Source organism: Ancylobacter sp. 3268 (assembly GCF_031456575.1).
Classification (GTDB): domain Bacteria; phylum Pseudomonadota; class Alphaproteobacteria; order Rhizobiales; family Xanthobacteraceae; genus Ancylobacter.
In genome coordinates this window covers 132,317-144,832 of record NZ_JAVDUX010000001.1, presented here as the reverse complement: position 1 = coordinate 144,832, position 12,516 = coordinate 132,317, and the positions used below count along the sequence as shown (strand labels likewise).

Below are 12,516 nucleotides of genomic sequence, written 5' to 3'. Positions count from 1 at the left end.
GCCAGACCTAGCCGCCGGCCGGAAGCAGCGCTTGAGAAGGAGTGATCGACCGCGGCAGGAATTCCGAACCGCGGTCGGCGAGAAAGTCGTTCAATGCAGCGGCCGGCGGCGTCAGCCGCTTGGCCGAGCGCTTGACGACGAACCACTGCCGCACCACCGGCATGCCTTCGACATCCAGCACGGCAAGGCGGCCGTCCGCCACCTCCGCCGCGATGGTGTGGGCGGAGATGAAGGAGAGACCGAGCCCCGCCATCACCGCCTGCTTGATGGTCTCGTTCGACCCGATCTCCATGCCGATTCGCGGCTCCGCCCCCGCATCCTGGAAGTAGCGCTCCATCAGGGTGCGCGTGCCCGAGCCCGGTTCGCGAACCAGAAAGGTCAGGCCCGCGAGCCGGTCCGGCGTGATTCGCCGGCCGAGCAGCGGGTGGTCGGTGGGAGCGATCATGACATGCGGATGCGGACCGAGCAGGGTTTTGTCGACATCGATGTCAAGCGGTGGCCGCCCCATGACCGCGACATCGATAACATCGCCGCGGAGCGCGGCGATGATCTCCTCCCGGTTGCCGACCACCAGCGCCACATCGATGCCGGGATGGGAGCGGGCGAACACGCCGAGCGCATTCGGCGCGAAATATTTGGCGGTCGAGACGATGCCGACGCAGACCCGCCCGGCGTCCAGCCCCTTCATCGCATCGAGCGACGCGCCGCAGTCGGCCAGCGCCCGCTCTATGCGCGCCACGGCGGCCAGCACCTCGCGGCCGGCGTCGCTGGGCTGGAAACGTTCGCCGGCGCGATCGAGCAGCGGCAGGCCGAGTTGCTCCTCCAGCAGCTGGATCTGCATCGTGACCGCCGGCGGCGTGACGTTGAGCTGACGCGCCGCGGCGGTGACGGTGCCGGTGTCGATCACCGCCGCCAGGGCGCGCAACTGCTTCAGCGTGACATTTCGCATGATGTATTCCAGCATTCAGAACTACTAAACGCACAAGAAAGAATATTCGAATTTCCTTACGCCGAAAAGTCAGGCAAGGTCATCTCAATAAAAGGCGTCCGCCGCTTCGGGTCCCCCCTCGAAGGTCATACGGAAACGACACGCCAAAAAGGTCCGAAGACCAATCGAGCACTGGGGAAACGCCGTGACACACGAGACATTGCAGGACCACCTCGAGAGGTGGGCCGAGACCGATTCCCTGCGTCAGGGAGTCGCTGCCACCGTGCTTGCCCTGGCGGGAGCAGGCATCGCCATATCCGAGCTCATCGCGGCCGGACCGCTCGCCGGCGCCATGGCCGCCGTGCGCGGCTATCACGAGGATGGCGACAGCCAGAAGGAGCTCGACGTCCTCGCCGACCAGCTGGTGATGGACGCCCTGCGCACGGCGCCGGTCGCCGTGCTGGGCTCGGAGGAGCTGCCGGAGCCGGTGGCGCTCGATCCCCGCGGCACGCTTGCTGTCGCGGTCGATCCGCTCGACGGGTCCTCCAACATCGACATCAACATCTCGGTCGGCACGATCTTCTCGATCCTGCCCTTCACCGGCCCCAACGCGCTGCTGCAGCCGGGGTCTCGCCAGCTCGCCGCCGGCTTCCTGGTCTACGGGCCGCAGGTCGCGCTGGTGCTCACCCTCGGCGCCGGCACCCACATCTTCATTCTCGATCCGGCCTCCTATCGCTTCGTGAAGGTGCAGGATCCGGTCTTGCGCAATCCCGTGTTCCTGAAGGTGCGCGACAGCATCGTCGTGCCGCCGGAGACGACGGAATACGCCATCAACGGCTCCAATGCGCGCCACTGGGACCATGCGATCCGCTACTATGTCGAGGATTGCCAGGCCGGGGCCGAGGGCCCGCGCGGCAAGGATTTCAACACGCGCTGGACGGCTTCGATGGTCGCCGAGGCGTACCGGATCCTTACACGCGGCGGCGTCTATCTCTATCCGGGCGACGCCCGCAAGGGCTACGCGAACGGGCGCCTCCGGCTGGTCTACGAGGCCAATCCGATCGCCTTCATCATGGAGCAGGCGCGGGGCGCCGCCACCGATGGCCGGCGGCGCATCCTCGACATCATCCCCTCCGAGCTCCACCAGCGGATTCCCCTGGTGTTCGGTTCGCGGGCGGAGGTCGATCGCATCGCCCGCTATCACTGTGATCCCAGCCAGCTCCCCGAACGCTCGCCGCTCTTCGGACGGCGCGGCCTGTTGCGCGCGTAAGGGGGCCGGCATGTCGATCCATCATCCCATCATCTCCGTCACCGGCTCTTCCGGCGCGGGCACCACTTCGGTGAGGCGCATCTTCGAGCAAATCTTCCGGCGCGAAGAGGTCGAGGCGGCCTATATCGAGGGCGATGCCTTCCATCGCTACGACCGTGCGGAGATGAAGCGCGTCATGGCCGAGGAAGCCTCGCGCGGCAATCACCACTACAGCCATTTCGGGCCGGATTCGAACCTGTTCGAGGAGCTGGAGGAGACCTTCCGCAGCTACTCCAACACCGGCACCGGCAAGACCCGTCACTATGTGCACGATGCCAAGGAGGCCGAGGAATTCGGCGGCCCGCCCGGCACCTTCACCGCCTGGGAAGACATTCCCCGACCGACCGACCTGCTCTTCTACGAAGGCCTGCACGGCGCGGTGGTGAGCGGCAATATCGACGTCGCCCGCTATGCCGATCTCAAGATCGGCGTGGTGCCGGTGATCAACCTGGAGTGGATCCAGAAGATCCATCGCGATCGTTCGCATCGCGGCTATTCGACGGAGGCGGTGACCGACACCATCCTGCGGCGCATGCCGGACTACGTGCACTATATCTGCCCGCAGTTCACCCACACCGACATCAACTTCCAGCGCGTGCCGACGGTCGATACCTCGAACCCGTTCATCGCCCGCTGGATCCCGACGGCCGACGAATCGATCGTGGTCATCCGCTTCAAGAGCCCGCGCGGCATCGACTTTCCCTACCTGCTCTCGATGATCCAGGGCAGCTGGATGAGCCGCGCCAACTCCATAGTGATCCCGGGCGGCAAGCTCGACATCGCGATGCAGCTGATCCTGACGCCGATGATCCTCAACCTCGTCGACAAGAAGCGGCGTGCCGCGTGACCCCGGAGGATACCATGCTGACCAAGACCACCGTTCCGGTCCTGTGCCCGCAGGAAGGGGCGACCGAGATCCCCTATGCCGACATGGCGAATGCGCTGCGTGCGCTCACCATGGATGCCGTCGAAAAGGCGAAGTCCGGTCATCCCGGCATGCCGATGGGCATGGCCGATGCGGCGACCGTCCTCTTCACCCGCTTCATGAAGATCGACCCGATGCGGCCCCACTGGCCGGATCGCGACCGCTTCGTGCTCTCGGCCGGGCACGGCTCGATGCTGCTGTATTCGATCAACCATCTGCTCGGCTATGCCGATATGGACATCGAGGCGATCAAGCGGTTCCGCCAGTTCGGCTCGACCACCGCCGGCCATCCCGAATACGGCCACACGCTCGGGGTCGAGACCACGACCGGCCCGCTCGGCCAGGGGCTGACCACCGCCGTCGGCATGGCATTGGCCGAACGCATGATGAATGCCCGCTTCGGCGATGAGCTGGTCGATCACTACACCTATGTGATCGCCGGCGATGGCTGCCTGATGGAGGGCATCTCGCATGAGGCGATCGACCTCGCGGGACATCTGAAGCTCGGCAAGCTGATCGTGCTGTGGGACGATAACGGCATCTCCATCGACGGCTCGACCTCGCTGTCGACCTCGACCGACCAGCTGGCGCGCTTCGAGGCGGCGGGCTGGGACGTGTTCCGCGTCGACGGCCATTCGCATCACGCGCTGATCGACGCCATCGCCAAGGCGCGCAACTCGAAGCGGCCGTCGCTGATCGCCTGCCGCACCACCATCGGCTTCGGCGCCCCGAACAAGGCCGGCACCGAGGCGGTGCACGGCGCGCCGCTCGGTGCCGCCGAGATCGAGGGCGCGCGCGACCGGCTCGGCTGGCCGCATGCTCCCTTCGAGATCCCGGCCGGCATCCGCTCCGCCTGGGAACAGATCGCCGACCGCGGCCGCGAGGCCCGCGAGGCGTGGGAAGACCGGCTGCGGGTGTCCGAGAAGGCGCAGGCGTTCGAAATCGCCATCGCCGGCCGGTTGCCGGCCGATTTCGAGGAGAAGCTGCTCGGCTACAAGCGCGGCCTTTCCGAGAGCGCACCGAATGTCGCAAGCCGCAAGGCGTCCGAAATGGCGCTGGCGGTGATCAACGAGGCCACCGATCTGACGGTGGGTGGCTCCGCCGACCTCACCCATTCCAACCTCACCCTCACCAAGGGCCTCGCCTCGGTCGCGCCCTGCAAATATGCCGGCCGCTACATCCATTACGGCATCCGCGAGCACGCGATGAGCGCGGTGATGAACGGGATCGCCCTGCACAAGGGGTTCATTCCCTATGGCGGCACCTTCCTGGTCTTCGCGGACTATGCCCGCGGCGGCATAAGGCTCTCCGCGCTGATGGGCCAGCGCGTCGTCTATGTGCTGACGCATGACTCGATCGGCCTCGGCGAGGATGGCCCGACGCACCAGCCGATCGAGCATCTCGCCATGCTGCGGGCGACGCCGAACCTGCAGGTGTTCCGGCCGGCCGACGCGGTGGAAACGCTGGAAGCCTGGCAGATCGCGCTCGCCTCGGAAGGCACCCCGACGGTTCTCGCCCTCTCGCGCCAGAACCTGCCGACCTTTCGCACCGAGCACACCGACGACAATCTGAGCGCACGCGGCGCCTATGTCGTGCGCAAGCCGCAGAAATGGCGCGATGTCACCCTGCTGGCCACCGGCTCCGAGCTCGACATCGCCTTCAAGGCGGCCGACCTGCTCGCCGCCAAAGGGGTCGACGCGGCCATCGTGTCGATGCCGTGCTGGGAGCTGTTCGAGAAGCAGAGCGAGGACTATCGGCGCCAGGTTCTCGGCACCGCGCCCCGCGTGGCCATCGAGGCCGCCGCCCGGCTCGGCTGGGACCGTTGGATCGGCGACCGTGGCCGCTTCGTTGGCATGGAGGGCTTCGGCGCCTCCGCCCCCGCCGCCGCTCTCTACGAGCATTTCGGCATTACGCCCGAGGGGGTGGTTGCCGCCGCCTGCGACCTCCTGACCTGCGCCTGAGGAGATAGAAATGGCCCGCATCACCCTTCGCCAGCTTCTCGACCACGCGGCCGAGCATGGCTATGGCGTGCCTGCCTTCAACATCAACAATATGGAACAGGGCATCGCCATCATGGAGGCGGCACAGGCCGTCGACGCCCCCGTCATCATGCAGGCGAGCCGCGGTGCCCGTTCCTATGCCGGCGACATTATGCTCTCGCGCATGATCGACGCGCTGGCCGAGATGTACCCGTCGATCCCGCTCTGCATGCACCAGGATCACGGGAACAACGAGGCGACCTGCCTGTCGGCGATCCAGCACGGCTTCACCTCGGTGATGATGGACGGCTCGCTGAAAGAGGATGCCAAGACGCCGGCGGACTACGACTACAACGTCGCCATCACCCGGCGCGTGGTCGATGCGGCGCATTGGGTCGGCGCCTCAGTGGAAGGCGAGCTCGGCGTGCTCGGCTCGCTGGAGCACGGCGCCGGCGAGCAGGAGGACGGCCACGGCGCGGAAGGCGCGCTGTCGCACGACCAGCTGCTGACCGACCCCGACCAGGCGGTGGATTTCGTCGCCGCGACCCGCGTCGACGCGCTTGCCATCGCCATGGGCACCTCGCACGGCGCCTACAAATTCTCGCGCAAGCCCGATGGCGACATCCTCGCCATGAATGTGATCGAGGAGATCCACCGCCGCCTGCCGAGCATCCATCTGGTGATGCACGGTTCCTCTTCGGTGCCGCAGGCCCTGCAGGACCTGTTCAACGCTTCCGGCGGCGAGATGCCCCAGACCTGGGGCGTACCGGTGGAGGAAATCGTGCGCGGCATCCGCCACGGCGTGCGCAAGGTGAACATCGACACCGACTGCCGCCTCGCCATGACCGCCCAGTTCCGCAAGGTGGCGCAGGCCAACACGTCGGAGTTCGACCCGCGGAAATTCCTGAAGCCGGCAATGGACGCCATGCGCGACCTGTGCCGGGAACGTTTCGAGCAGTTCGGCACCGCCGGCCATGCCTCGAAGATCAAGGTCCTGCCGCTCGCGGCAATGGCCAAGCGCTATGCCTCGGGCTCCCTCGATCCGGTGATCGGCGGCGCGCGGGTGGCGGCGGAATAGACGGCGCTGTTCCCTCTCCCCGACGGGGAGAGGGCTGGGTGAGGGGCCTTCTCCGCCCCTGCCATTCGACGAACCAATCAGTGAAGCCTTCAGGCGCGCAACCTCGTTGCGCGTCGACGGGAAACCCATGGGAGCAGATCGATGAACGCGATCGACAAAACGATACCGGGCGAGAAGAAGCGCGACCGCTACAGCGCCGGCGTGATGGAATACCGCAAGATGGGCTACTGGCAGCCCGACTACGAGCCGAAGGACACCGACGTCATCGCCCTGTTCCGCGTCACCCCGCAGGACGGCGTCGACCCGATCGAGGCCTCGGCCGCGGTCGCCGGCGAAAGCTCCACCGCCACTTGGACGGTTGTGTGGACCGACCGCCTGACCGCCTGCGACAAGTACCGGGCGAAGTGCTACCGGGTCGACCCGGTGCCGAACACGCCCGGCTCGTGGTTCGCCTACATCGCCTATGATCTCGACCTGTTCGAGAACGGCTCGATAGCCAACCTCTCGGCCTCGATCATCGGCAACGTGTTCGGCTTCAAGCCCTTGAAGGCGCTGCGCCTTGAGGACATGCGCCTGCCGGTCGCCTATGTGAAGACCTTCGACGGCCCGGCCACCGGCATCGTCGTGGAGCGTGAGCGGCTCGACAAGTTCGGCCGTCCGCTGCTCGGCGCCACCGTGAAGCCGAAGCTCGGCCTGTCCGGCCGCAACTATGGCCGCGTCGTCTATGAGGCGCTGAAGGGCGGGCTCGATTTCACCAAGGACGACGAGAACATCAACTCGCAGCCCTTCATGCACTGGCGCGACCGCTTCCTCTACTGCATGGAGGCGGTGAACAAGGCGCAGGCCGCCACCGGCGAGGTGAAGGGCACCTATCTCAACGTCACCGCCGGCACTATGGAGGAGATGTACGAGCGCGCCGAATTCGCGAAAAGCCTCGGCTCGACCATCGTGATGATCGACCTGATCATCGGCTACACCGCGATCCAGTCCATGGCGAAATGGGCGCGGCGCAACGACATGATCCTGCATCTGCACCGCGCCGGGCACTCGACCTATACGCGGCAGAAGAGCCATGGCGTGTCGTTCCGCGTCATCGCCAAATGGATGCGCCTCGCCGGCGTCGACCACATCCATGCCGGCACGGTGGTGGGCAAGCTCGAGGGCGACCCCCACACCACCAAGGGCTATTACGATATCTGCCGCGAGGATTTCGTGCCGCAGAACCTCGCCCATGGCGTGTTCTTCGACCAGGACTGGGCCTCGACCCGCAAACTGATGCCGGTGGCCTCCGGCGGCATCCATGCCGGCCAGATGCACCAGCTCATCGACCTGCTCGGCGAGGACGTGGTGTTGCAGTTCGGCGGCGGCACCATCGGCCACCCCATGGGCATCCAGGCCGGCGCCACCGCCAACCGCGTCGCGCTGGAGGCGATGATCTTCGCCCGCAACGAGGGCCGCGACATCGTCCATGAAGGGCCGGACATTCTGAAGGCCGCCGCCAGGCACTGCCTGCCGCTCCAGCAGGCGCTGGATACCTGGAAGGACGTCACCTTCAACTACTCGTCCACCGACACCCCCGACTTCGTCCCGCAGGTCACCGCGGCCGAGTGACGACAACACGAGACCAAAGGGAGACCATCATGCGACTGACCCAGGGAGCCTTCTCCTTCCTGCCCGATCTGACCGACGCGCAGATCGCCAAGCAGATCCAGTACTGCATCGACAAGGGCTGGGCGGTGAACATCGAGTTCACCGACGACCCGCACCCCCGCAACACCTATTGGGAAATGTGGGGCATGCCGATGTTCGACGTGAAGGATGCCGCCGGCGTCGTGTTCGAGCTGAACGAGTGCCGCAAGGCGCACGCGGGCCACAACTACATCCGCATCAGCGCCTTCGACTCGACCCATACGTGGGAATCTCTCCGGCTGTCCTTCATCACGGACCGCCCGGCGGAGGAACCCGGCTTCTCGCTGGAGCGTCAGGAAGTGGATGGCCGCGCCATCCGCTACACCACCCGCTCCTATGCCGCCCAGCGCCCCGAGGGCACCCGTTACTGAAGACGACCCGGCAGGTTCGTCTTCATGGCCGACTGGTTCGCTGATTGATCCGTTCCTCCCACGGCAGCGAACCGACCGGCCCGGGATCCCGCGCTCCCGGGCCGGTCTCTTTTCTTCCCTCGCGGCCGCCGCCGATCCCGGCGTCGGGCGACATGGGCTTCGGCCCCCAAGACGCGGTTGCACCTTCCGGACCAAGCGGAACGGAGAAATGTCCCATGGATGCCCTGATCGACGACGCTAAGACGACCAACGCTAATGAGACCGTGGATCTTGCGGCGGAGTTCGAAAATTCCGGCCTGCCCGAGGTGTTCGACGAACTCGACCGCGACCTCGTCGGCCTGGTGCCGGTAAAGCAGCGCCTGCGCGAGATCGCCGCGCTGCTGCTGGTGGACCGCGCGCGCGCCCGCTTCGGGCTCAATGCGGTGAGCCCGACGCTGCATATGAGCTTCACCGGCAATCCCGGCACCGGCAAGACCACGGTTGCCCTGCGCATGGCGGAAATCCTCCACCGGCTCGGCTATGTCCGCAAAGGCCATCTCGTCACCGTCACCCGCGACGATCTGGTCGGCCAGTACATCGGCCATACCGCCCCGAAGACCAAGGAAATCCTCAAGCGCGCCATGGGCGGCGTGCTGTTCATCGATGAGGCCTATTATCTCTATCGCCCCGAGAACGAGCGCGACTATGGCCAGGAGGCCATCGAGATCCTGCTGCAGGTAATGGAGAACCAGCGCGACGATCTCGTCGTCATCCTCGCCGGCTATGCCGACCGCATGGAGCGCTTCTTCATGGCCAATCCAGGCTTCCGCTCGCGTGTCGCCCACCACATCGACTTTCCCGACTATTCGCATGGCGAGCTCTTTGCGATCGGAGACCGGATTCTCGCCGGCATGAGCTACAAGCTCGCGCCGGAGGCCGGCGAGGCCTTCGCCCGCTATATCGAGCTCCGGTCGCTGCAGCCGCATTTCGCCAATGGCCGCTCGGTGCGCAATGCGCTCGACCGCGCCCGGCTGCGCCAGGCCAATCGCCTGTTCGCCGCCGGCAGGCCGGTCACCGCCGACGACCTCGTGACCATCGAGGCCGAGGATATCCTGGCGAGCCGCGTATTCTCCGGCGGTATCGACAGCTATCCGCCGATCCGGGGCTGACCCCGGCGCCGGCGGACGCGCCGGTGATCCCACTTCTTTTAAGGTGCCCTGCCCTCGTCCGGGCGGGTGATGAGGACACGCCATGACCTTTCCGCTGATCGCCCCCTCGATGCTCGCGAGCGATTTTTCCCGTCTCGGCGAGGAAGTGCGGGACGTCGTCTCGGCCGGCGCCGACTGGATCCATCTCGACGTGATGGACGGCCATTTCGTGCCGAACATCACCTTCGGACCGGACGTCATCAAGGCGATGCGCCCGCATACCGACAAACCGTTCGACGTGCATCTGATGATCGCGCCGGTCGCGCCCTATCTGGAGGCCTTCGCCAAGGCCGGCGCCGACATCATCACCATACAGGCGGAAGCGACCGACCATCTCGACCGCTGCCTGCAGGTGATCCGCTCGCTGGGCAAGAAGGCTGGCGTCGCCCTCAACCCGGCAACGCCGGAGAGCGCGGTGCAGTACATCCTCGACAAGGTCGATCTCATCCTGCCGATGACGGTCAATCCCGGTTTCGGCGGCCAGGCCTTCATTGCCGACGTGCTGCCGAAGGTGAAGCGGTTGCGTGCCATGATCGGCGACCGCCCCATCCATCTGGAGATCGACGGCGGCGTCAATCCCGAGACCGGCGCCCGCTGCGTCGCCGCCGGTGCCGACGTGCTGGTGGCAGGCTCGGCGGTGTTCAAGGGCGGAATAGAGGGCTACCGTGCCAATATCGCCGCCATTCGTTCGGCCGGCGAACAGGCGCGCGCGAAGGCGGCGTGACGGCGATGCGCGCCGAGGCGATCATCTTCGATGTCGACGGGACGCTGGCCGAGACGGAGGAGATCCATCGGCTGGCCTTCAACGAGACCTTCATCCGCTTCGGCCTCGACTGGTATTGGAACCGTCCGCTCTATCGCGAGTTGCTCGACATCACCGGCGGCAAGGAGCGGATCCGCGCCTTCGTCGCCAGCCGCCGGCCCGCCGAGGGCACCCGTGCGCTGGAGCAGGTGGCCGAGATGCATGCGGCGAAGACGGAGATCTATACCCAACTCGTGGCGGAGGGCGCCGCGCGCCTGCGCCCCGGTGTGCTTCGGCTCATCTCCGAGGCGAAGGACAAGGGCGTACGCCTCGCCATCGCCACCACGACCAGCCTTGCCAATGTGGAGGCGCTGCTGCAATCGGCGTTCGGAGTGCCGTCTTCGAGCATCTTCGAGGTGATCGGCGCCGGCGACATCGTGGCCGCGAAAAAGCCGGCGCCGGACATTTACCGGCACGTGCTCGACGAATTGCGCATGCCGACCTTTGCCTGCATTGCCATTGAGGATTCGCGCAACGGGCTCGATTCCGCGCGGGCCGCCGGGCTGCCCACATTGGTGACACCCAGCGTCTACACCAGCCATCAGTCCTTTCCCGGCGCGCTGGCGGTGGTGCCTGACCTCGATACGCCGCCGGTTTCGCTGGAGACCATCGCCAGATGGCGGGCCGCCGATGCCGGCTGGTAGGCGTCGGGAAGAGCCATCGGGCGGATAGACGCCCTGGCCTTGGTGCCAAGGAACCCCATAGGCGGGACCGTCAATGATCTCGCCGCGCGAGCGGCAGCGTCGAAAGCCCCCTGCACGCTTTGAGGTGGCGGGCCCGATTCGTCCCGGTCAGGACGGCATCAACGGGGTGGCGCCGACGCCGTCTGTCCCCTTTGGCGGCTACCCGCCTCCACCGCGATGCCATTGGACTCGGCCCACCACCGGAACGCATTGCCGGCTTCGGTGACGTCGTCCGGGTCGACCGCACTTTGCAGCCGACGGATGAGGCCGTCATAGTCGCCCTTGGCATGCGGGTTGGCCTGAGCGAAGGCCAGGGCTTCGTCGAGTGTCGTGATGTCGAACTCCGCCGATCCGGCTCGAACGCGGACAGCTGAGATGACGGCGGGTGAATCGAGCGCGTGATCGTCGTTGGGCATGGCAGACGCTCCTGCTCTGCTTGGACCAGGAAACTCAACGCCTGACGCGCAACGACGTTCCCCTACCCCTTAGCCGAGCGGCCGCGACCGGCGTGGTTAAATCCCGGAGCTGGCAATCGGCAAGGTCCGGTCACCCTCGCCCAGGGACCTCTGCATCAGCACGGTGTCCACCCATCGTCCGAATTTGAAACCGACCGACTTCAACGTGCCGACGGTCTCGAAGCCCAATCGCCTGTGCAGCGCGATCGAGGCTTCATTGCCGCTATTGCCGATCACCGCGAGCATTTGCCGCCAAGGACCGGCCTCACAGCGCACGATCAGTTCCGCCAGCAAGGCGGCCCCCATGCCACGCCCGCCATTGCCTTCGGCCACATAGACGGAATCCTCGACCGTGTGCCGATAGGCCGGCCGCGGGCGATAGGCCGTCGCGTAAGAATAGCCGAGAATGCGCCCGCCACTTTCCGCGACCAGATAAGGCAGCCCCGCCGCCAGCACCGCCTGACGCCGGGAGGCCAGCTCCGCCGTCGAGGGCGGCGTGGTCTCGAAGCTGGCAAGGCCGGTGAGAACATGATGAGCATAGATGGCCTGGACGGCCTCCATGTCGCCATCGCGGGAATCGCGAATGATCACCGGGTTCACGATCATCTTGCCTTGGCCCCCGATCCTGCTTCGTGCATCGCGCTGTCCCCTCTTGAAAGCCGCCCTCCCCCGCCATGCCCATTCGGGCAACCTATTCCTCGAAGCGGCTCGTGGGATCGCGGTCGCGGGCGTAGCGACTGGTGAGGGGAAACGGCGGCAACCAGGACTCGCGGCGGATGATCCAGCTTTCGTAGGTTGGCCTCAGTTGGTCGGGAGCATCCAGCGATCCCAGGTTCACTTCGATCTCGTCTGCGGTGCGTGCGAAAACGGATGAGCCGCAGCGCGGACAGAAGAACCGCCCGGCATAGTCGCGTGTTTCGCCCTCCACCCTCACCGCGCTCTCCGGAAACACGGCGGAGGCGTGGAAGAGTGCCCCATGATGCTTGCGGCAGTCGAGACAGTGACAAAGGCCGACCCGGTAGGGGTGTCCCGTCGCCAAAATCCGGACGTCGCCACACAGGCACCCACCCGTGAACCCATCCATGCCGCGTTTCCTCTTCAAGTCGCGGA

General features: G+C 66.1%; 13 protein-coding genes. 9 read left to right on the top strand and 4 right to left on the bottom strand.

Going from position 1 to position 12,516, the window contains the following annotated elements; all coding sequences use genetic code 11:
* Positions 1–7: 7 nt before the first annotated feature.
* Positions 8–949, bottom strand: a complete 942-nt coding sequence (locus J2X65_RS00665; protein ID WP_310196546.1) for a LysR family transcriptional regulator — start codon at positions 947–949, stop codon at positions 8–10.
* 184 nt (positions 950–1,133) lie between these two features.
* On the opposite strand from J2X65_RS00665, the gene J2X65_RS00660 reads away from it, so the two are divergent.
* The 9 genes from J2X65_RS00660 to J2X65_RS00620 all read left to right on the top strand — a co-directional run bounded on the left by J2X65_RS00660 (position 1,134) and on the right by J2X65_RS00620 (position 10,912).
* Positions 1,134–2,198: a class 1 fructose-bisphosphatase gene (locus J2X65_RS00660; RefSeq protein WP_310196542.1), complete on the top strand. Its 1,065-nt coding sequence runs from the start codon at positions 1,134–1,136 to the stop codon at positions 2,196–2,198.
* Between the two features lie 10 nt (positions 2,199–2,208).
* Complete coding sequence (locus J2X65_RS00655; RefSeq protein WP_310196540.1) at positions 2,209–3,084, top strand: phosphoribulokinase; 876 nt, start codon at positions 2,209–2,211, stop codon at positions 3,082–3,084.
* Positions 3,085–3,098: 14 nt separating this feature from the next.
* Positions 3,099–5,123, top strand: coding sequence for a transketolase (gene tkt, locus J2X65_RS00650; protein ID WP_404977634.1), 2,025 nt, complete (start codon positions 3,099–3,101; stop codon positions 5,121–5,123).
* A 10-nt stretch (positions 5,124–5,133) separates the two neighbouring features.
* A complete protein-coding gene (fba, locus tag J2X65_RS00645; RefSeq protein WP_310196538.1) occupies positions 5,134–6,219 on the top strand; it encodes a class II fructose-bisphosphate aldolase in 1,086 nt (361 codons plus the stop codon).
* 141 nt (positions 6,220–6,360) lie between these two features.
* Positions 6,361–7,830, top strand: coding sequence for a form I ribulose bisphosphate carboxylase large subunit (locus J2X65_RS00640; RefSeq protein ID WP_310196535.1), 1,470 nt, complete (start codon positions 6,361–6,363; stop codon positions 7,828–7,830).
* Between the two features lie 29 nt (positions 7,831–7,859).
* On the top strand, positions 7,860–8,279 hold the full coding sequence (locus tag J2X65_RS00635; protein ID WP_310196534.1) for a ribulose bisphosphate carboxylase small subunit: 420 nt from the start codon (positions 7,860–7,862) through the stop codon (positions 8,277–8,279).
* Between the two features lie 215 nt (positions 8,280–8,494).
* Positions 8,495–9,427 (top strand): CbbX protein, encoded by a 933-nt coding sequence (cbbX, locus tag J2X65_RS00630; protein WP_310196532.1) that lies wholly within the window; start codon positions 8,495–8,497, stop codon positions 9,425–9,427.
* Between the two features lie 82 nt (positions 9,428–9,509).
* The gene (gene rpe / locus J2X65_RS00625; RefSeq protein WP_310196530.1) at positions 9,510–10,190 is read left to right on the top strand and encodes a ribulose-phosphate 3-epimerase; all 681 of its coding nucleotides are present in this window, start codon (positions 9,510–9,512) and stop codon (positions 10,188–10,190) included.
* A 5-nt stretch (positions 10,191–10,195) separates the two neighbouring features.
* On the top strand, positions 10,196–10,912 hold the full coding sequence (locus tag J2X65_RS00620; protein ID WP_310197366.1) for an HAD family hydrolase: 717 nt from the start codon (positions 10,196–10,198) through the stop codon (positions 10,910–10,912).
* A 158-nt stretch (positions 10,913–11,070) separates the two neighbouring features.
* On the opposite strand, the gene J2X65_RS00615 is transcribed toward J2X65_RS00620, so the two are convergent.
* From J2X65_RS00615 to J2X65_RS00605, 3 genes are all read right to left on the bottom strand, one after another.
* Positions 11,071–11,367 carry a hypothetical protein gene (locus J2X65_RS00615; RefSeq protein ID WP_310196529.1) on the bottom strand — a complete coding sequence of 99 codons (297 nt, stop codon included), beginning with the start codon at positions 11,365–11,367 and terminating at the stop codon, positions 11,071–11,073.
* Between the two features lie 96 nt (positions 11,368–11,463).
* A complete protein-coding gene (locus J2X65_RS00610) occupies positions 11,464–12,012 on the bottom strand; it encodes an N-acetyltransferase family protein (protein WP_310196528.1) in 549 nt (182 codons plus the stop codon).
* Positions 12,013–12,097: 85 nt separating this feature from the next.
* Complete coding sequence (locus J2X65_RS00605) at positions 12,098–12,490, bottom strand: GFA family protein (RefSeq protein WP_310196525.1); 393 nt, start codon at positions 12,488–12,490, stop codon at positions 12,098–12,100.
* Positions 12,491–12,516 lie beyond the last annotated feature (26 nt).

Bases quoted from the DNA above. Each gene is read 5' to 3' on its own strand.
- J2X65_RS00665 (WP_310196546.1), bottom strand. From the start codon at position 949: ATGCGAAATGTCACGCTGAAGCAGTTGCGCGCCCTGGCGGCGGTGATC.
- J2X65_RS00655 (WP_310196540.1), top strand. From the start codon at position 2,209: ATGTCGATCCATCATCCCATCATCTCCGTCACCGGCTCTTCCGGCGCG.
- tkt (WP_404977634.1), top strand. From the start codon at position 3,099: ATGCTGACCAAGACCACCGTTCCGGTCCTGTGCCCGCAGGAAGGGGCG.
- fba (WP_310196538.1), top strand. From the start codon at position 5,134: ATGGCCCGCATCACCCTTCGCCAGCTTCTCGACCACGCGGCCGAGCAT.
- J2X65_RS00640 (WP_310196535.1), top strand. From the start codon at position 6,361: ATGAACGCGATCGACAAAACGATACCGGGCGAGAAGAAGCGCGACCGC.
- J2X65_RS00635 (WP_310196534.1), top strand. From the start codon at position 7,860: ATGCGACTGACCCAGGGAGCCTTCTCCTTCCTGCCCGATCTGACCGAC.
- cbbX (WP_310196532.1), top strand. From the start codon at position 8,495: ATGGATGCCCTGATCGACGACGCTAAGACGACCAACGCTAATGAGACC.
- rpe (WP_310196530.1), top strand. From the start codon at position 9,510: ATGACCTTTCCGCTGATCGCCCCCTCGATGCTCGCGAGCGATTTTTCC.
- J2X65_RS00620 (WP_310197366.1), top strand. From the start codon at position 10,196: ATGCGCGCCGAGGCGATCATCTTCGATGTCGACGGGACGCTGGCCGAG.
- J2X65_RS00615 (WP_310196529.1), bottom strand. From the start codon at position 11,367: ATGCCCAACGACGATCACGCGCTCGATTCACCCGCCGTCATCTCAGCT.
- J2X65_RS00610 (WP_310196528.1), bottom strand. From the start codon at position 12,012: ATGATCGTGAACCCGGTGATCATTCGCGATTCCCGCGATGGCGACATG.
- J2X65_RS00605 (WP_310196525.1), bottom strand. From the start codon at position 12,490: ATGGATGGGTTCACGGGTGGGTGCCTGTGTGGCGACGTCCGGATTTTG.